The sequence below is a fragment of the Phenylobacterium sp. J426 genome (assembly GCF_024699945.1).
Lineage (GTDB): Bacteria > Pseudomonadota > Alphaproteobacteria > Caulobacterales > Caulobacteraceae > Phenylobacterium.
On record NZ_JAJOMY010000001.1, the window covers coordinates 3081499 to 3100297 of the forward strand.

The 18799-nt window shown below is 68.9% G+C and carries 16 protein-coding genes and 4 pseudogenes; 12 read left to right on the forward strand and 8 right to left on the reverse strand.

Annotation, left to right across the window (positions count from 1 at the left end; genetic code table 11):
• Nucleotides 1-75: 75 nt before the first annotated feature.
• Nucleotides 76-465 carry a hypothetical protein gene (locus LRS10_RS16225; protein WP_257838175.1) on the forward strand — a complete coding sequence of 130 codons (390 nt, stop codon included), beginning with the start codon at nucleotides 76-78 and terminating at the stop codon, nucleotides 463-465.
• Here the strand turns inward: LRS10_RS16225 and LRS10_RS16230 are convergent.
• The gene (locus LRS10_RS16230; protein WP_257838176.1) at nucleotides 462-845 is read right to left on the reverse strand and encodes a nuclear transport factor 2 family protein; all 384 of its coding nucleotides are present in this window, start codon (nucleotides 843-845) and stop codon (nucleotides 462-464) included. The genes LRS10_RS16225 and LRS10_RS16230 overlap by 4 nt on opposite strands.
• A gap of 1 nt (nucleotide 846) precedes the next feature.
• Nucleotides 847-1497, reverse strand: coding sequence for an alpha/beta hydrolase (locus tag LRS10_RS16235; RefSeq protein WP_257838177.1), 651 nt, complete (start codon nucleotides 1495-1497; stop codon nucleotides 847-849).
• Nucleotides 1498-1656: 159 nt separating this feature from the next.
• On the opposite strand from LRS10_RS16235, the gene LRS10_RS16240 reads away from it, so the two are divergent.
• The 10 genes and pseudogenes from LRS10_RS16240 (at nucleotide 1657) to LRS10_RS16285 (ending at nucleotide 9199) form a co-directional block, all read left to right on the forward strand.
• Nucleotides 1657-2094, forward strand: a complete 438-nt coding sequence (locus LRS10_RS16240) for an Rrf2 family transcriptional regulator (protein WP_257838178.1) — start codon at nucleotides 1657-1659, stop codon at nucleotides 2092-2094.
• Nucleotides 2091-2864, forward strand: a pseudogene (locus LRS10_RS16245) (cysteine desulfurase family protein); the annotation flags it as partial. The gene LRS10_RS16240 and the pseudogene LRS10_RS16245, both read left to right, overlap by 4 nt.
• Before the next feature lie 369 nt (nucleotides 2865-3233).
• Nucleotides 3234-4703 (forward strand): Fe-S cluster assembly protein SufB, encoded by a 1470-nt coding sequence (sufB, locus tag LRS10_RS16250; protein ID WP_257838179.1) that lies wholly within the window; start codon nucleotides 3234-3236, stop codon nucleotides 4701-4703.
• Nucleotides 4703-5113, forward strand: a complete 411-nt coding sequence (locus LRS10_RS16255) for a hypothetical protein (protein WP_257838180.1) — start codon at nucleotides 4703-4705, stop codon at nucleotides 5111-5113. Before sufB ends, LRS10_RS16255 begins: the two co-directional genes overlap by 1 nt.
• 2 nt (nucleotides 5114-5115) lie before the next feature.
• Nucleotides 5116-5862 carry a Fe-S cluster assembly ATPase SufC gene (gene sufC, locus LRS10_RS16260; RefSeq protein WP_257838181.1) on the forward strand — a complete coding sequence of 249 codons (747 nt, stop codon included), beginning with the start codon at nucleotides 5116-5118 and terminating at the stop codon, nucleotides 5860-5862.
• Nucleotides 5859-6884: a Fe-S cluster assembly protein SufD gene (gene sufD / locus LRS10_RS16265; RefSeq protein WP_257838182.1), complete on the forward strand. Its 1026-nt coding sequence runs from the start codon at nucleotides 5859-5861 to the stop codon at nucleotides 6882-6884. Before sufC ends, sufD begins: the two co-directional genes overlap by 4 nt.
• Nucleotides 6884-8097, forward strand: a pseudogene (locus tag LRS10_RS16270) (cysteine desulfurase). The gene sufD and the pseudogene LRS10_RS16270 overlap by 1 nt, the downstream one beginning before the upstream one ends.
• Nucleotides 8098-8107: 10 nt before the next feature.
• Nucleotides 8108-8470 (forward strand): SUF system Fe-S cluster assembly protein, encoded by a 363-nt coding sequence (locus LRS10_RS16275; RefSeq protein WP_257838183.1) that lies wholly within the window; start codon nucleotides 8108-8110, stop codon nucleotides 8468-8470.
• A complete protein-coding gene (locus tag LRS10_RS16280) occupies nucleotides 8470-8880 on the forward strand; it encodes an iron-sulfur cluster assembly accessory protein (protein ID WP_257838184.1) in 411 nt (136 codons plus the stop codon). The genes LRS10_RS16275 and LRS10_RS16280 overlap by 1 nt, the downstream gene beginning before the upstream one ends.
• Nucleotides 8881-8926: 46 nt before the next feature.
• Nucleotides 8927-9199 (forward strand): 2TM domain-containing protein, encoded by a 273-nt coding sequence (locus LRS10_RS16285; RefSeq protein ID WP_257838185.1) that lies wholly within the window; start codon nucleotides 8927-8929, stop codon nucleotides 9197-9199.
• 25 nt (nucleotides 9200-9224) lie between these two features.
• Here the strand turns inward: LRS10_RS16285 and LRS10_RS16290 are convergent, their stop codons facing one another.
• The 5 genes and pseudogenes from LRS10_RS16290 to parE all read right to left on the reverse strand — a co-directional run bounded on the left by LRS10_RS16290 (nucleotide 9225) and on the right by parE (nucleotide 15781).
• Complete coding sequence (locus LRS10_RS16290) at nucleotides 9225-10028, reverse strand: enoyl-CoA hydratase/isomerase (protein WP_257838186.1); 804 nt, start codon at nucleotides 10026-10028, stop codon at nucleotides 9225-9227.
• 86 nt (nucleotides 10029-10114) lie between these two features.
• A complete protein-coding gene (locus LRS10_RS16295; RefSeq protein WP_257838187.1) occupies nucleotides 10115-11161 on the reverse strand; it encodes a GGDEF domain-containing protein in 1047 nt (348 codons plus the stop codon).
• 100 nt (nucleotides 11162-11261) lie between these two features.
• Nucleotides 11262-12837: pseudogene (locus LRS10_RS16300) on the reverse strand (DEAD/DEAH box helicase).
• 162 nt (nucleotides 12838-12999) lie between these two features.
• Nucleotides 13000-13677, reverse strand: a complete 678-nt coding sequence (locus LRS10_RS16305) for a hypothetical protein (protein ID WP_257838188.1) — start codon at nucleotides 13675-13677, stop codon at nucleotides 13000-13002.
• A gap of 50 nt (nucleotides 13678-13727) precedes the next feature.
• Nucleotides 13728-15781 (reverse strand): annotated as a pseudogene (gene parE, locus LRS10_RS16310) (DNA topoisomerase IV subunit B).
• Between the two features lie 157 nt (nucleotides 15782-15938).
• Between parE and LRS10_RS16315 the strand changes: the two are divergent.
• Complete coding sequence (locus tag LRS10_RS16315) at nucleotides 15939-16844, forward strand: alpha/beta hydrolase (protein WP_257838189.1); 906 nt, start codon at nucleotides 15939-15941, stop codon at nucleotides 16842-16844.
• On the opposite strand, the gene LRS10_RS16320 is transcribed toward LRS10_RS16315, so the two are convergent.
• Nucleotides 16834-18762, reverse strand: a complete 1929-nt coding sequence (locus LRS10_RS16320; RefSeq protein ID WP_257838190.1) for a M61 family metallopeptidase — start codon at nucleotides 18760-18762, stop codon at nucleotides 16834-16836. The two genes, LRS10_RS16315 and LRS10_RS16320, sit on opposite strands and share 11 nt — an antisense overlap.
• Between the last annotated feature and the right edge of the window lie 37 nt (nucleotides 18763-18799).

Genomic DNA, 18799 nt, shown 5'->3' on the forward strand with positions numbered 1-18799 from the left:
GCACAATGGAGCGCTGACCGACCCCTTTGCGCCGGGGGCAGTGGCGCGCTTGGAGCCTGTCCCGCCCAGTCGTCGATGTGGACGGCCGAGGCGGCGCGGCAGTTCGGCTACCGGGAAGCCACGATCCTCAACGCGGGTTTCGCCGGCGAGACGCTCGACATGGAGAAGGTGGAGTGGGCGACCTTCGCGCCCGCCGCTGGCGATCCGCCGATTCTGGTCGCCTACATGCGGGCGATCATGGTCCGCCAGGGCGACGCCCTGCAGCTGCGGCTCACCGATCCCAAGGGCGCTGTGCTGGCTGAGACGACGACCCCGCCGATGGCCAGCTCACGGGCCCAGCAGCTGCAGTTCATCGGCAAACGCCGCCCCGCCGCGGGGTGGCCCAAGGGGGAGTATCGCGCTGAGCTCCGCGTGATGCGGAACGGCCGCGCCATCGCCGAGAAGCGGGTGCAGACGCGCCTCTAGGCGGTGAGTGTGACGTAGAGCTCGTTCTCGATCACCCACTGGCCTGTCACCTTGCGCCAGACGGCGAGGTAGCGCCCGCCGATCTGCGGCTGCCCCTTCCAGGTCGCGGTCCAGCGGCCGGCCTCCGCCGCACGCTCGCCGAGCGCGTCGGCCTCGACGGTGTCTGTCTCACGAACGTAGGTGACGAAGTCGGGATCGGCGAACTGGCCGGCGAAGGCGTCCACCACCTGATCGGCCCCCAGGATCAGCGCGCCGTCGCCGACGATCAGCTTCATGTCGGCGGCGAAGAAGGCCTTGAGCCGCGTCGCCTCATGGGCGGCGATCAGCTTGTTGGTCAGCCGCCGGCGGGCGCGGATCGCGTCTTCCGGCGCCGTCGCCATGTCAGGCCGGATTCGCCTCGAGGCGCTTGTCGAGATAGGCGCCGACCCGGCTTTCCACGTCGGGCAGGTTCTCCATCCAGAAGTGGCTGGCGCCGTCGACGATGTCGTAGTCGATGACGATGCCCTTCTGGGTGCGCAGCTTGGACACCACCCGCTCCACCTCGATCGGCGGCACCACGGTGTCGTTGCCGCCGTGGAGGATCAGGCCTGAGGCCGGGCAGGGGGCCAGGAAGGAGAAGTCGTAGGCGTTCGTCGGCGGACTCACGGAGATGAAGCCGTCCGTCTCGGGACGGCGCATGAGCAACTGCATGCCGATCCAGGCGCCGAAGGAGTAGCCGGCGACCCAGCACTGCGAAGCCGCCGGGTTGGTCGACTGCAGCCAGTCGAGCGCGGTGGCCGCGTCGGCCAGTTCGCCGATGCCGCCATCGAACTCGCCCTGGCTGCGACCCACGCCCCGGAAGTTGAACCGAAGCACCGAGAAGCCGCGCTTCATGAAGATGTGGAAGAGCTGCACGGCCACGGGGTTGTTCATCTGGCCGCCCGCCTTGGGGTGCGGGTGCAGGATGAGGGCGACCGGCGCGGTCTCGCTCTTGCCCTGCGTGTAACGGCCCTCGATCCGCCCGGCGGCGCCGGTCAGAACAACCTCTGGCATCTAGACCCCTCTTAGTCGGTCCTGAATACTTGACTGCTGCGCTAGGTCTTCCTAAGTCGCGACCATCCGGATGCGACCTGGTTCCTAGCCCCGCGCGAGGCGCGGCTTGTAGCACAGGCGGCTCGGGATGCGCGTGAAAACTGCATCGGGTTCCCGCTCATGCGACTCTCTACGAAAGGCCGCTACGCCGTCATGGCGATGGCCGACCTCGCCCGCCGCGAGGGCGAGGCCGCGCGGGCCGTGGCCCTGGCCGACATCGCCGCCCGGCAGGAGATCTCGCTGTCCTACCTCGAGCAGCTGTTCGCGCGCCTGCGCCGCAAGGGGCTCGTGAAGTCCGCTCGCGGCCCCGGCGGCGGCTACCGGCTGGCCCGCGCCGCCGAGGCCACCACCATCGCCGAGATCGTCCATGCGGTAGACGAGCCGCTCCGCGCGACGCGCTGCAACCATCCGGGCAAGGGCTGCATGGTGAAGGGCGAGCGCTGCCTCACCCACGATCTCTGGGCCGACCTTGGCCGGCAGATCGAGGATTATCTGGGGTCGGTCAGTCTGGCCGACGTGATCGGGAGCCGCCTGCGCGGCGGGCAAGTCGCGGCATGAGTGACGTCGTCTATCTCGACAACAACGCCACGGCGCCCGCGCGGCCGGAAGCGATCGAGGCCGTCGTCCATGCGCTGGGCGTCACCGGCAACGCCTCGTCGATCCATGCGTATGGCCGGGCGGCCCGTGCGATCCTGGAGGCGGCGCGCGAGGAGGTGGCCGGCCTGGTCGGCGCCGCGCCCGCCAATGTCGTCTTCACGAGCGGCGGGGCCGAGGCGAACAACCTGGTCATCGACAGCGCGGTCGCCACGGGTTCGAAGCGCCTGATCGTCTCGGCGATCGAGCATGCGACGATCATGGAGGCCGCCAAGGCGTCCGGCGCGGCCGTCGAGTTGCTGCCGGTCACCCGTGACGGTGTGGCCGATCTCGGCTGGCTGGCCGAGCGCCTGGGCCGGTGGGACGCCGCCGATGGCCGGCCGTTCGTCGCGCTCATGCTGGCCAACAACGAGACCGGGGTGATCCAACCGATCGTCGAAGCCGCCCAGCAAGTCCGCGCCGCGGACGGCTGGCTGCACGTGGACGCGATCCAGGGGCTCGGCAAGACGCCGGTCGATATGACGGCGCTGGGCGCCGACACGCTCGTCTTCTCGGGCCACAAGATCGGCGCGCCGCAGGGCGTGGGCGGCCTGGCCTTTGGCCCGCGCGCCGTTCTGGTGCGCCGCCAGCACGGCGGCGGCCACGAGCGCGGCCGCCGCGCGGGCACCGAGAACATCCCGGGCATCGCTGGGCTGGGCGCCGCGGCCAAGGTGCTGCGCGCCTCCCTCTCCGACAACACCCGCCAGGCGGTCTGGCGCGACGCCGCCGCCGAGCGCCTGAAGGCCGTCGGCGCGGTGGTCATGGGGGGAGGCCGCGCCGCGGCTGCCCACCACGCTCAATATCGCCGCGCCGGGCTGGCCCGCCGACCGTCAGGTCATGGCCCTGGATCTGGCCGGCGTCATGGTCAGCGCCGGCTCTGCCTGCTCCTCGGGCAAGGTCAAGGCCAGCCATGTGCTCACCGCCATGGACCAGGGCGACCTCGCCGGCTGCGCCATCCGCGTCAGCGGCGGGTGGAAGACCACCGAAGCCGACTGGAACAGGTTCGCCGACGCCTGGTTGGAGGCGCACGCCCGCTACACCGCTCGCCGCAAGGAAGTCGCCTGATGGCCGCCGTCAAACAGACCGTCGAGCACGTCCAGAGCCTCGAGAAGTACAAGCACGGCTTTGTCACGGACATCGATCAGGAGTTTGCGCCCAAGGGCCTGAACGAGGACATCGTCCGCTTCATCTCGGCCAAGAAGGACGAGCCGGAATGGATGCTGGCGTGGCGGCTGGAGGCGTTCCGTCGATGGCTGGCGCTCGAGGAGCCCGACTGGGCGAAGGTCAGCTTCCCGCGGATCGACTACCAGGATCTCCACTACTACGCCGCGCCCAAGGCCAAGGACGGGCCCAAGAGCCTCGACGAGGTCGATCCGGAGCTTCTGGAGACCTACAAGAAACTGGGCATCCCGCTGCGCGAGCAGGAGGTCCTGGCCGGCGTGCAGGGCGCGCCCCGCTATGCGGTCGACGCCGTGTTCGACAGCGTCAGCGTCGTCACGACGTTCAAGAAGGAGCTGGCGGAGGCCGGCGTCATCTTCTGCTCGATGAGCGAGGCGATCCGCGAGCACCCTGAACTGGTCAAGCAGTACCTCGGCACCGTCGTGCCGGTCAGCGACAACTATTTCGCCTGCCTGAACAGCGCGGTCTTCTCGGACGGCAGCTTCGTCTACGTGCCGCCGGGCGTGCGCTGCCCGATGGAGCTGTCGACCTATTTCCGGATCAACGCCGAGAATTCGGGGCAATTCGAGCGCACCCTGATCATCGCGGACAGGGGCGCCTACGTCTCATATCTCGAGGGCTGCACGGCCCCGATGCGCGACGAGAACCAGCTGCACGCGGCCGTGGTCGAGCTGGTCGCGCTGGACGATGCGGAGATCAAGTACTCCACCGTCCAGAACTGGTACCCCGGCGATCCTGAGACCGGGAAGGGCGGGATCTACAACTTCGTCACCAAACGGGCCGACTGCCGCGGCGACCGCGCCAAGGTGTCGTGGACCCAGGTCGAGACGGGCTCGTCGATCACCTGGAAATATCCCTCCTGCATCCTTCGCGGGAACGAGAGCGTGGGCGAGTTCTACTCGATCGCCATCACGAACGGCCGTCAGCAGGCTGACACCGGGACCAAGATGATCCACCTGGGGGCCAACACCCGCTCGCGGATCATCTCCAAGGGCATCAGCGCCGGGAAGAGCACCAACACCTACCGTGGCCTGGTTTCGGCGCACCCGAAGGCCAAGGGCGCGCGCAATTTCACCCAGTGCGACAGCCTGCTGATCGGCAAGCACTGCGCGGCGCACACCGTGCCCTACATCGAGGCGCGCAACGGGCACTCGGTGTTCGAGCACGAGGCGACGACGACCCGCCTCTCGGAAGATCAGCTGTTCTACGCCATGCAGCGCGGCCTTTCCCAGGAAGAGGCGGTCCAACTGCTGGTGAACGGGTTCGTCAAGGAGGTGCTGCAGGAGCTCCCGATGGAGTTCGCTGTCGAGGCCCAGAAGCTGGTGGCGATCAGCCTTGAAGGGAGCGTCGGCTGATGCCCGCGCGGACCAGCCGCAAGCCGAAGCCCTCGGTCACCCTGAAGGACGCCTTCGAGACGGAGTTCGCCCGCCGCGAGATGGAGCGCCGCGCCCGCGAGGAGGCCGAGCGGCTGCAGCAGGAGCAGGATCTCGCCAAGGCCGAGGCTCTGTTCGACGCCATCAACAGCGACGCCAAGTTCCTCAAGGCTCACGGCCTGACCGTCGACCGGCGCCGCTACACGGTCTCGGTCGATCACGCCAACTTCCGCATCGCCGCCTATTTCGAGGACGGCCAGGCGAGCGTCACATCCGCCGACAAGCGGTTCGCCAGCCCCGGCGCCGCTACGCCCCGCAAACAGGAATCCGTCGCGACCGTCGAGGACGCCGTGCGGATCATCGCCCAGTTCCTCGCCGACGAGATCCGCTAGACATGCTTTCGATTTCCAACCTGCACGCCGCCGCCGAGGACAAGGAGATCCTCAAGGGCCTCTCGCTCGAGGTGCCCGCCGGCGAGGTGCACGCGATCATGGGCCCGAACGGGGCCGGCAAGTCGACGCTGTCGTACGTGCTCACCGGCCGCCAGGGCTACGAGGTGACCGAGGGCTCGGCGACGCTGGACGGCGAGGACCTGCTGGCGCTGGAGCCAAACGAGCGCGCCGCCAAGGGCGTGTTCCTTTCCTTCCAGTATCCGCTGGAGATTCCCGGCGTGCCCGCGCTTACCTTCATCCGCACGGCGCTGAACGCCCAGCGCAAGGCGCGCGGCGAGGCGGAGATCACCGCGCCGGAGTTCCTGCGCCTGGCCAAGGCCAAGGCCGCCGACCTCAAGATCGACTTCGAGATGCTGAAGCGCGCGCTCAACGTCGGCTTCTCCGGTGGTGAGAAGAAGCGGATGGAAATCCTTCAAATGGCGATGCTTTCGCCGCGCTTCCTGATCCTGGATGAGACCGACTCCGGCCTCGACATCGATGCGCTGCGGATCGTCTCGGAGGGCGTGAACGCCCTGCGGTCGCCTGACCGTGGCATGCTGGTGATCACGCACTACCAGCGCCTGCTGGACTACATCAAACCCGACAAGGTCCACGTGCTGGCCGGTGGCCGCATCGTCGCCTCGGGCGGGCCTGATCTGGCGCTCGAGCTGGAGCGCGAAGGCTACGACAAGTACGCGAGGGCCGCTTGAGCGTCGCTGCCGCCATCCGCACAGGCGACGTCGCCGAGCTCCCGGGCAAGCGCGACGAGGACTGGCGCTGGACCGACCTGCGCGGCCTGATCCGCCAGGCGCCGCCGCCTTCGCAGCCGATCGCGCCGCAGGATTTCGGGACCGGGCCCTTCGACGCCATGGCCGAGGAGGTCCGGGTGCTGGCCAACGGCGCAGGCGACGTGCGGATCGAGGTGGGGCCCGCCAGCGACCGGACCGTGGCGCTGCGGGTGCTTGCGCGCGGCGAGGGCGGCCACACCGGCCGGGTCGCAGTGATGGTCGCGCCGGGGGCGCGCCTGACGCTGCTGGAGAGCTACGAAGGCGAGGGGGGCTACCTCGGCCACACCACTCTGACGATCGGCGTCAGCGAGGGGGCGTCCGTCGAGCGCATCGTTCTCGCGGCCGACAGCGCCGAAGGCGTGTCCGTCAGCCAGGCGCAGGTTCAACTCGAGGCGGGCTCGACCTATGCCCAGACGGTCCTGGCGACGGGCGCGCGCCGCCAGCGTCTCGAGACCCAGGTGAACCACCCCGGCGGGCATGCCGCGCTGCGGATGGACGGCGTCTATCTGCTCGCCGACAAGCGCCACGCGGACCTCACGACGGTGGTCACCCATGCCGCCGTCGACGGGACCACCGACCAGCTCATCAAGGGCGTGGTCCGGGACCAGGCGCGTGGCGTCTTCCAGGGCAAGATCGTGGTCGCCGAAGGCGCCGACCGCACAGATGCGCGCATGGGCCACCACGCCCTGATCCTGTCCGACCGCGCCGAGGTCGACGCCAAGCCCGAGCTGGAGATCTACGCCGACGATGTGTCCTGCGCGCATGGCAACACCATCGGCGCCCTGGACGAGGACGCCTTGTTCTACGCGCGCCAGCGCGGCATTCCCGAAGCCGAAGCGCGCGCCATGCTGACCGAGGCCTTCGTGGGCGAGGTGGTGGACCGGATCGGGCACGAGGGCGCGCGTGAGGCCGCCCGCGCCTGGGTCGCCGAGAGGCTCCGCTGATGGCCTTCGATGTCGAAAAGGTCCGCGCCGAGTTCCCGATCCTTGGTCGAGAAGTTCACGGCAAGCCGCTGATCTATCTGGACTCCGCGGCCTCGGCCCAGAAGCCGCGGGCTGTGATCGACGCCATGACGCGGGCGATGGAGCACTCGTACGCCAACGTGCATCGTGGCCTGCACACCCTCGCCAACGAGACGACCGACGCCTACGAGGCGGCGCGCAGGAAGGTCGCGGCCTTCATCAACGCCGGCGAGCACGAGGTCGTCTTCACCAAGGGCGGCACCGAGGCGGTGAACCTGGTCGCCGCGGGCCTGGGCGCCAGCCTGAAGTCCGGCGACGAGATCGTGATTTCCGAGATGGAGCACCACGCCAACATCGTGCCCTGGCACTTTCTGCGCGAGCGTCTGGGCGTGGTGCTGAAGTGGGTGCGCGTCACCGACGACGGCGCCCTGGACCTGGAGCACTTCCAGAGCCTGCTGGGGCCGAAGACGAAGCTGGTCGCGTTGAGCCACATGTCCAACGTGCTGGGCACGATCAACGACGCCAAGGCGCTCGCCCGCATGGCGCATGAGGCGGGCGCCCTCGTGCTGTTCGGCGGCTGCCAGGCGATCGTCCACAAGCCGGTGGACGTGAAGGACCTGGATGCCGACTTCTACGTCTTCTCCGGCCACAAGCTGTATGGCCCCACCGGCATCGGCATTCTCTACGGCAAGGCCGAAGAACTCGCGAAGCTGCCGCCGTACCAGGGGGCGGCGAGATGATCGGCATCGTCAGCCAGGATGAGATCACCTACGCCGACCCGCCGCACCGCTTCGAAGCCGGCACCCCGCCGATCCTGGAGGCGATCGGCCTGGGCGCAGCCATCGACTGGGTGGCCGGCCAGGATCGGCTCGCGGCGGCGGAGCACGAACACCGCCTGTACCAGCGGGTGCGGGACCGCCTCGCCGGGGCCAACTGGCTGAAGGTGATCGGCGACGCACCGGGCAAGGGCGCGATCCTGTCGTTCACCGTCGAAGGCGCGCACGCCCACGACGTGGCGCAGATCCTCGACCGCTATGGCGTCGCTGTGCGGGCCGGGACGCATTGCGCAGAGCCGCTCATGCGCCGTTTTGGCGTCACGTCGAGCGCGCGGGCCTCCTTCGCCCTATATAACACCGAGGAAGAGGCGGACGCGTTCGTGGACGCCCTCACCAAGACGCAAGCCTTCTTTGCCTGAAGTACGGATCATGGACGACGGCGCCAGCATCGAGACCCAGCCCTCCGCCCCGCTCACCCAGGCGGAGCTCGACCTGCTGACCGATCAGCTCGTCGAGAAACTGAAGACCGTCTACGACCCGGAGATCCCGGTCGACATCTATGAGCTGGGGTTGATCTACAAGGTCGATGTCTCGGACGACAAGGACGTCCTCATCGACATGACCCTGACCGCGCCAGGCTGTCCGGTGGCCGGCGAGATGCCCGGCTGGGTGGAAGACGCGGTCAAGGAGATCCCGGAGATCCGCTCCTGCAAGGTCGAGCTGGTCTTCGACCCGCCGTGGGACCCGTCGCGCATGAGCGACGAGGCGAAGCTTCAGCTCAACATGTTCTGATGGCGAACCTCGAAATCACTCCTCAGCCGCGCCAGCGGCGTCCGCGGCCCAAGGTCGTCACGCTCACCGAGCGGGCGGCCGCGCGGGTGCGCGAGATCATGGCCCAACCCCGGAAGGATGGGGCGGAGAAGCCTTACGCCGGGCTGCGTGTCGGCGTGAAGAACGGGGGCTGCGCCGGCCAGGAGTACGTCCTCGAGTACGCGGAAGCGGCCGATCCGCTCGACGAGGTGGTCGAGGACAAGGGCGTGACCATCCTGGTGGAGCCGAAGGCCGTGTTGTTCCTGATCGGCTCCGAGATCGACTACGAGGTCACGAAGCTGTCGGCGAAGTTCGTGTTCCACAATCCCAACGAGACGGACGCCTGCGGCTGCGGCGAAAGCGTCACCATTCAGCCCGCGGAACTGGATTAGGGCCGAAGATCGGCGTTATCCTCGTGGCCAGACGGGGAGAGCACCGATGACCGACGACGTCGAACTGCGCCGCATCGCCACGCGCCGCGCGGACATGAAGATCGCCTTCCGCGGCCACCTTCTGACCTATGCCATCGTCAACGCCGGCCTGGCGCTGATCAACCTGGTGACCACGCCGGGCGACTGGTGGTTCCAGTGGCCGATGTTCGGCTGGGGCATCGGTCTGCTGGCGCATGGCATCGCCACCTATTTCCACGGGGATGGCGGTCGCGAGCGGATGATCGAGGAAGAGCTGGAGCGTCTGCGCCAGAGGCGCTGACGCTCCGAAGGGGCCTGAAGCGCGGTCAGCGTCCCTTGAACTCGGCGGGACGCTTCTGGACGAAGGCCATGATGCCTTCCCGCGCGTCCTCCGTACGGCCGGCGTCGCCCTGCGAATAGGCTTCCGCCTCCAGTTGCAGGTGCCATGGGGCGTCCAGGGCGTCCCACACGAGGTTGCGGGTCATACCCAGCGAGGCCGGGCCCTCGGCGAGCGCTTTCGCGTAGGCCATCGCCGCGCCCAGCACCTCGCCGTCGGGCACGCACTTGTTGATCAGGCCCCACTCGGCGGCGGTCTTCGCGGGCAGCTTCTCGCCCAGCAGCATCAGCTCCATCGCGCGAGCCTTACCGACGAGGCGCGGCAGCAGCCAGGTCGCGCCGCCGTCCGGAACGAGGCCGATGCGACGGAAGGCCAGCAGGAAGTAGGCGCTCTCTCCGGCGACGGCGAGGTCGCACGCCAGGGCCAGCGACACCCCCACGCCGGCGGCCACGCCGTTGACCGCGGCCACAACCGGCTTGGGCGACCGACGCAGTTGGGTGACGAAGGGATTGTAGACGCGGAGGAGGGCCTGGTTCGGGCCCTTGCCGGAGTCGGTGGCGCGGCCGCCGGCGCCGCCCGACAGGTTGGCGCCCGAACAGAAGCCGCGGCCCTCGCCGGTGATCACGATGGCCCGCACCGCGTCGTCGTCGACCATCGCCTGGAACGCGCCGACGAGATCGCCCATCAGCTCCATGCCGGCGGCGTTGAGGGTGGAGGGGTCGGAAAGCGTGATCACGCCGACGCCGGCCTCGACCTGCGTCTTCACCTTGCTCGTCGCCTGTGCGCCGTCCATGGCGTCCTCCCTTGAGCTCTTTGGCCGATTGAAGGGAAGATACCCCGGCGTCAGCCAAGGGAAAACGTGAGCGACGGGCGGGCGCCCTAGGCCGCCGCGGCGACCGGATCGGCGCAGGACGTGCGGTTGCGTCCGCCGCGCTTCGACGCGTAGAGCGCGCCGTCGGCGCGTTCGATCAGGCTGGCGGGGCCTTCGTTGTCCCGCCGCTCGGCGATCCCCGCCGAAATGGTGATCGCTCCCAGGTCCTCGTTTGTCGAGCGACGCTTGAGGATGCGAGAGGAAACCTCTTCGCGCACGGCTTCGAGCACGGCCAGCGCGTTCCGTGCGCTCTCGCCCGGGAAGATGATGGCGAACTCTTCGCCGCCGTAGCGGGCCGAGACCCGCGGCGACGGGCTGTTTCGATCGATGACGCTGGCGACGTAGCGGATGACCTGATCGCCCGTCTGATGGCCCCAGGTGTCGTTGAAGGTCTTGAAGTGGTCGATATCGATGACCGCCAGGGTCATGGGCTCGCCCGACGCATTGGCGCAGGCGCGATCCAGCGCCTCGTCGAAAGCCTTGCGGTTGGCCAGGCCGGACAGGGCGTCCGTCATGGCGTCGCGCCGCACCTGTTCCAGGTGTTCGCGCAGGCGGCCCAGTTCGGCCGTCGTGTCGTGCAGCTGGCTTTCCAGCGCGTGGTTCTCCTCCCGCACCTTGCGGGTCGCCACGGTCAGGCTCTCGACCATGGATTTGATCGCCTGCGCGTCTTCGCCGTCCAGGGACTCGCTGGCGTTGGCCAGCTGCTGGCCGTAGGCCTCGGAGCTCTCGCGGGCGCTCTCGATGGCGCGGGAGACGCTGTCCAGCTCCTTCGACAGGGTCTGGCCGGCCTCGAGGATCTCGCCGTTGAGCTTGGCCTTGGGCAGGAACTGCGCCGCCAGCTGCTCGCCCAGGGCCTCGGTGAAAGGCTCGCGCTTCTCGATGAGGGCGTTGATCTCGGCCGCCAGGGGCGTGTCCTGGGCCGCGACGTAGTGCACCCAGAGCTCGAAGTTGAGCGCGGTCGGCCAGACCTGGTTGGCTTCCATCGCCTGGAGCGCCTTGCGGGCCAGGTCGTAGGCCTTGGGCCCCCTCAGTGATGTTTCGACATCGGTGGACATTCGCCGCGCCTTCAGTTCCCCGCCACGGCGCATGCGCTGTGGCTGTCGTGAAGCTTACGACGGACCCGCAAACGCGCGGTTAAAGCCCGACCGAGGGCGCTCAGCCCTTGGTTGAGCGCGGCGTCTTGGGCGGCAGCAGGAACGCCGGCACGTCGGCGCCGAAACCGACCACCCGATCCCCATCCTCTCGCGCGCTGCGGCGAGCGCGGTCGCCACGTTCACGCTCGGGCCGCTCGCGGTCGGGCCGCTCGCGTTCAGACCCCGTGCGCGGGGAGGGCTCGCGCTCCGTCCGTTCGGCGGTCGGGCGCTCCTGGCGCTCGGCGCGCGTGGTGTGAGCCGCACGTTCCGGACGTTCCCGGCGGGGCCGCGGGGCCTGCTCGGCGGCCGGGACCGGCGCCGCCGCCTCAACCTCGGGAAGGTCCTCCCGGCGAGGGCGGTCCTCTCGCGGCTTACGGTCACGCTCGCGGCCACGCTCTCGACCGCCGCGGCCCTCGGCGCGGCCCCGGCCGCGCGGCGCACGGGGTTCATCCTTGATGTTGGCCCAGTCGAGATCGAGCGTCACGGTCTCGGGCGTCTTTCCGATCAGCTTCAGCACCTTGTCCAGGTTCTTGGCGTCGGCCGGCGTCGTGATCATGAACGCCTCGCCCGTGCGACCGGCGCGGCCGGTCCGACCGATGCGATGGACGTAGTCGTCGGCGTGGTGCGGCACGTCGAAGTTGAAGACGTGGCTTACTGCCGGGATGTCGAGGCCGCGGGCGGCCACATCCGAGGCGACGAGCAGCTTCAGCCCCCCGCTCCGGAAGTTCTCCAGCGTCCGCATCCGCGTGGCCTGGTCGAGGTCGCCGTGGATCGCTGCGGCGTCCAGGCCGTGCTTCTGCAGGGGACTTCGCAACGATATCGACTTCCGACTTGCGGTTGCAGAAGACGATGCCGTTGTTGATGTCGGACCGGGCGATCAGCTCGCGCAAGGCCGTGCGCTTGGCCTTGGGATCCGTCGTCGGGATCGGGACCATGTACTGGGTGATGGTCTCGGCCGTCGTGGCGGGCCTGGCGACCTCGATCCGCACCGGGTCCTTGAGGAACTGCTTGGTCAGCCGGGTGATCTCGGGCGGCATGGTCGCCGAGAAGAACAGCGTCTGCTTGGCCGCCGGCGTCATCTTGAAGATGCGCTCGAGGTCGGGGATGAAGCCCATGTCCAGCATGCGGTCGGCTTCGTCGACGACCATCAGCTGGACGCCGGTCATCAGGAGCTTGCCGCGCTCGAAGTGGTCGAGGAGGCGGCCAGGCGTGGCGATCAGCACGTCGACGCCGCGGTCCAGTTTCTGTTCCTGATCCTTGAAGGAAACGCCGCCGATCAGCAGCGCCCAGGAAAGCCGCTGGCCCTGCGCATATTTTTCGAAGGAGGCGGAGACCTGGTCGGCCAGTTCGCGTGTCGGCGCGATGACCAGTGCGCGGGGCATGCGCGCCTTGGCGCGGCCGGCGGCCAGGCGGTCGATCATCGGCAGGGTGAAGGCGGCGGTCTTGCCGGTGCCGGTCTGGGCGATGCCCAGCACGTCGCGGCCGGCGAGCGCCACGGGAATGGCTTGCGCCTGGATGGGCGTGGCGGTCGTGTAGCCGGTTTCGGCGACGGCCTTCAGGGTCGCGGGCGAGAGGCCAAGATCGGAGAATTCGGTCATCAGTTACCGGTGGTGCGCCGCTCGCCCTGACAGGAAGGCAAGCGCGCGCGGCGGCGCGGGCGGACATCGCTGCGCGCGCGGAACATACGGAGAGGTCCGTTGAAGTCAACGCGCGGACGTCGACTGCGGGTCCATCGGCCGCAACGCCTTACCGGCTGCGGATCACATTGATCTGGACAAAGGCGCGGTAAAGTTGGGTCCGGGGACGTCGCAACTCGGCCTGGATCTCGCGGCGCGCGCGCCACTCCGCGAACGCCAGCGCCCGGCGCGCGCCGAACGCGCCGAGGCTGTCGAGCAGCGTCGGCCGGCTATTCGCCGGCATCCAACGCGCTCCTGCTCCGGGGAGCTCGGCCCAGCGAACGTCAGAGCGTTTGCGCGTCCTGGGCCGTGGACTGTTTTTTCCGGGGGCGCCTTGCTCTCGGGGGCCGACTCCGAAGCGCCATAGTCCGGCGTCCACGCCTCGGCCTCCGCGTCCTCACTGAAGCTCCGTCGCTCCACAGGGCCGCCGCTGCGCAGCGCCTCGGCGAAGGCACGGGCGGCTTCGGCGAGTGCATAGGCCAGCGTGGCGCTGGCGCCGCCCACGGCGCCTGCGGTGTCTTCGCCCGCCTGCACGACGCTATCCTTGGCGTCCTTGGCGACCCGTCGGACCTTCGGGTCGTCCTTGGCTTTCAAGCCGGCGGCGATCGCGCCCGCACCGAGGATGGCCTCGGCGATCAGGTGCTGGCCCTGCCGCGACGCCAGCAACTCCGCGAACCGGCCCTTGCGGACCGCTTTCGGCACCTTCACACCGGCGACCCGCTTGGGCAGGGCGCCTTTCGCCTTCTTCTTCGACTTCGACATGTCCGGCTCCTCGTGTCGCCGGACTAACGGGCTCAGGCTCTGCCGTGTTCCTAGACGTCGAGGTCGGCGGCCGCGAACTCGGCGTTCTCCTGGATGAAGCGGAAGCGGAGCTCGGGCTTGCGGCCCATCAGGGCCTCCACGAGATCCTCGACCGTCTCCTCGGCCCGCGGGAGCACGACGCGGGCCAGCGTCCGCGTCTTCGGGTCCATGGTGGTTTCCTTGAGCTGCGACGGCATCATCTCGCCGAGACCCTTGAAACGGCTGATCTCGGGCTTCTTGCCTTTGAACTCGCTGGCCAGCAGCTCGTCGCGGTGGGCGTCATCCTTGGCGTAGACGGCCTTGCCGCCATGGCTGAGGCGGTAGAGCGGCGGCAGTGCGAGGTAGAGGCGGCCCGAGCGGATGAGGTCCGGCATGGTCCGGAAGAAAAAGGTGATCAGCAGGCTCGCGATGTGGGCGCCGTCGACGTCGGCGTCGGTCATGATGATGATGCGCTCGTAGCGCAGCTCTTCTTCCTTGAACTTCGAGCCCGGCTGGACGCCCAGCGCGAGCAGCAGGTCCGACAGCTCCTTGTTGCCGCCGAACTTGTCGGTCGAGGCCGAGGCGACGTTCAGGATCTTGCCGCGCAGCGGCAGGATCGCCTGGTTCTTCCGGTCACGGGCCTGCTTGGCCGAGCCGCCGGCCGAGTCGCCTTCCACCAGGAACAGCTCCGCGCCGTCGATGGCGTTCCCGGCGCAGTCGGCCAGCTTGCCGGGCAGGCGCAGCTTGCGCGTCGCCGAGGCGCGGGCGACTTCCTTGTCCTTGCGCCGCTTCAGGCGCTCCTCGGCGCGTTCCACGACGAACTGGAGCAGGGCGCTCGCGGCTTTCGGCTGGGCCGTCAGCCAATGGTCGAACGGGTCGGCGAGGGCCTTTTCGACCAGACGCTGGGCCTCGCTGGAGGACAGCTTCTCCTTGGTCTGGCCCTGGAATTCGGGGTCGCGGATGAAGACGCTGACGAGGCTGCCGGCCTGGGCCACGACGTCGTCGGCCGTGATGATCCCGCCGCGCTTCTCCCCACCAGTTCCGCGTACTGCTTGAGCCCGCGGGTGAGGGCCGCCCGAAAGCCGCTCTCGTGCGTGCCGCCCTCAGGCGTCGGGACGGTGTTGCAGTAGGACTGGATGAAGCTGTCGGCCTCGCCGAAGCCGGCGGGCGTCCAGGCGACGGCCCACTCGACCTTGCCGGCCTCGCCGGGCCGCTCGTAGCGGCCGGTGAAGGGCTCCGGCGTGACCGTCTCCAGGCCTTTGATCCGCTCGGCCAGGAAGTCTGCCAGGCCGTTCGGGAAGCGGAACACCGCGTCCGCTGGCGTCTGGTCCTGGATGCGCGAGGGGTCGCACTTCCAGCGGATCTCGACGCCGCCGAAGAGGTAGGCTTTCGACCGCGCCATCCGGTAGAGTCGCGCCGGCTTGAAGACCGCGCCCTCGCCGAAGATCACCGGGTCCGGGAGGAAGGTGATCGCCGTGCCCTTCTTGCGGGTCGGGCCGATGTTCTCAATGGGACCCAGGGGCTTCCCGCGGGTGAAGGACTGCCGCCACTCGGCGCCGTCCTTGAAGACCGTGACCTCCACGCGCTCGGACAGCGCGTTCACCACCGAGACGCCGACGCCGTGCAGGCCGCCTGAGGTCTCGTAGGCCTTGCCCGAGAACTTACCGCCCGAGTGCAGGACCGTCATGATGACTTCCAGCGCCGACTTGCCCGGATGTTTCGGGTGCGGGTCGACGGGGATGCCGCGGCCGTCGTCGCGCACGGTCAGGGCGCCGTCGGCATCGAGCGTGACCTCGATGACCTTGGCGTGGCCGGCGACGGCCTCGTCCATCGCGTTGTCGAGCACTTCGGCGAACAGATGGTGCAGCGCCCGCTCGTCGGTGCCGCCGATGTACATCCCCGGCCGCTTCCGGACCGGCTCCAGGCCCTCTAGGACCTCGATGTCCTTCGCCGAGTAGCCGCCCGCCGGTTTGCCGGTCACCACGGCCGGATCCGGACGCGGCTCATGGCTCTCGGCCAGCGGCGAGGCCGGCGCGGGGTTCAGCGCGTCGTCGAACAGGGAGGCTTGGGCGGTCTTTGGGGACATCTGGTGAGTTTGGGGCGATTCTGGATCGGTCCCGTATGGCTGCCGGTTGAAGCCAGATCAATGCGGCGGCCTTGCGACCTATGCGCATCGCGATGCGCGGCTGCTGGGCTATCCTGTCGGCAGCGGCTCCGGCGAGAGCCCGGATCGAGGGGAAACAATGGCTTGGAAAGATCCCGACATCGAAGGCGTGCGCGCGTTGCTGGCGGCCGGTGCGCCGCAGCCGGGGCAGCCGGAGCCCACCATGGCCCAGCGCCGGGCCGCCATCGACGGCTTCGGCGAAATGGTTCCGTTGGCGGACGGCGTCAGCCTCGCGCCCGAGACTCTGGCCGGAATTTCCACTGAGCGGCACACGCCTCAGGGCGCGGTCGACGGCCGGCGGCTGCTCTATCTTCATGGCGGGGCCTATGTGATCGGCAGTCCCCGCAGTCATCGGCCGCTCGCGAGCCAGCTAGCGGTGGCCGCGCGCAGCGTAGCGGTCGTTCCCGACTACCGCTTGGGCCCGGAGAACCGGTTTCCCGCCGCTGTCGAGGATGCGGTGGCTGTCTATGCCGAGCTGCTGAAGGAAACCGACGCCGGCAGGATCGTCGTGGCCGGCGACTCCGCGGGCGGCGGCCTTTCCCTGGCGCTGGCCCTGGCGCTGAAGCAGCGGGGCCTGGCGCAGCCCGCGGGCTACTATGTGATCAGTCCTTGGGCCGATCTGACGCAGTCGTCCGAAACCTACCGAACGAAGGCGGCGACCGATCCGATGATCCAGCGCGACAACGTCGCGAGGTCGGCGGCTGACTACCTGGGCTCGGCCGATGCGCGGGATCCGCTGGCCTCGCCCGTGTTCGGCGATTTCCGTGACGTGGCGCCGGTCCTGATCCAGGTGGGGTCAGAGGAGACGCTGCTCGGCGACAGCCTGAAGGTGGCCGATGTCGCCGGTCAGGCCTGCGTCCAGGTGCGGCTCGAGATCTGGCCCGAGATGATCCACGTCTTCCAGGCGTTCTTCTTCCAGTGCGCCGCCGCCCGCCGTGCGATCGCGGACGCCGGCGCCTGGATGGAGGCGCGATTTACTTCCTAGGCGCGTAGATGGAGCCCAGGCGGTCGGGCGCGCCCTCGATCCTCTCCAGCCGAGGATAGCGCAGGCCGCCCCGCCATTCGAACGCCACGGTGCGGAAGTGGTCGCCGTCTTTCACGATCAGGCTGATCGGCTCGCCGGCCTTGGCCGCCTTGATGGCCTCCTTGAAGCGTCCCGTGTCGTAGGCGATGCCGTTCACCGCGAGGATCTGATCGCCGACCGTGAGCCCCGCCTTGAAGGCGGCGCTGTCCCAAAGAACCCCGGTGATCCGCGCCTCCCGGTTCAGCACCAGGCCGCCCGAGTAGGTGAGGTCGACGATCTTCCGGCTGGCCTCGTTGTCGGTCCAGTAGTCGGTCGGCGTCTCGGTATAGATCAGGCGGTAGCCGCCACGCTCCACCCCAGCCAATGGGAACTCGGGCGAGACCTGCCGCAGCTTGACGTCGAGGAACTTGCCCCAGTCGTACGGCTGCACCTTGTTTAGCGTCTCGACGACCTCCTCGAAGGTGTAGGTCAGCGGTTGCTTCCACTCGCCGTCGTTGACGCCGAAGAAGGCCTTGGCGAAGTCGTCGAGCGACTTCCGGCCGCCGGACCTCTCGCGGATGAGGGTGTCGACGTCGAGCCAGACGAGCTGGCCCTCCGAGTAATAGTCCTCGCTGCGCTGCCAGCTGGTCCACGGGATCGGTCGGCGGCCGGCGAGGATCGGGTCGTTCGTGGTGTCCTCGACCGAGCGCCACTGGGCCCCCGGGCGGCCCTCCGAGAACGTCGCCGCCGTCATGGCCAAAGCATCCAGGGTCTGCTGCTTGGTCACCAGTCCCGAGCGGGCGCCCAGCACGAAGCCCCAGTACTGGTCCTGCCCCTCGTAGACCCACAGGAGGCTGTCCCGCATGGGCTCGTTGAGCGTCGGCCGCCACAGGTCGGCGGGGCGTCGGTACTTGCCGTCCCAGGAGTGCGCGTATTCGTGCGGCAGCAGGTTACGGGCTGGCGCCGTCTTCGACCATTCGGTGAAGTAGGTGGGGGTGGTCCCGTTCTCGCTGGACCGCTGGTGTTCCAGTCCGATACCGCCCATCCGCTCGGTCAGGGCCAGCAGGAAGTCGTAGTGGTCGAAGTGGCGCGCGCCGAACAGCTTGTCGGCCTGGCGCACCAGTTCCCGGTGCTTCTCGATCTGCTCCGGTGTGGCTGCGAGCAGTTCCGGTCGATCGGCGACGATGTTCAGCCGCACAGGCGACTTGCCGCTGGTGTCGAGGTCGTAGCGCTTGAAGTACTTGCCGGCGAACAGCGGCGAGTCCGTGAAGGTGTCGAAGTCGGTCCGCTTGAAGCGCACCACACCGCCGGCCTCGGACTCGGTCTCCATCGCCGTGCCGTATCCCCAGCCCGCCGGCAGGCGGATCGAGGCGTCCACTGGGATGCGGCGCATGTAGTAGCCGGCCGGATACATCGCGAGCGAGATCCATTGGGCGTTCAGCATCTCGGGCGTGATGAGGACGCGGCCCTGGTCCGCGGCCGTGGGCGTGACGTGCTGGAACTCGACCTCCAGGGTGCGGGCCCCGGCCGGCGGCGTCACGTGGAACGAGAAGACCTCAATGGGGTCACGCTTCCACGCCAGCGGCTGGCCATCCGCCCGGAACGTTAGGCCGGCGATATTGTAGATCGGATTGCGCGGCGCGTGCCCGCCCGGCACCCACTTCGGGAAGTGGATGGTCATCGGTCCCGGCGCGGTGACGGGAATGGTCTGGCGGACCCGGAAGATCCGGCGCTCCAGGTCGGTGGCGTCGACGTCGACGGTGATCACCCCCGGGTAGGCCACGTCCCGCGGCTCAGCGACGGGCGGCGGCAACGGGGTCGGCTGAGGGCCCTGGGAGGGCTGGGCGACGGCGGTCCCGGCGGCGAGCAGGGCTACGAGGGCGAGGGCGGAGGAACGCATGGGCGACTTCTAGCAGCCCGCCGGCCGGCTGCAATTG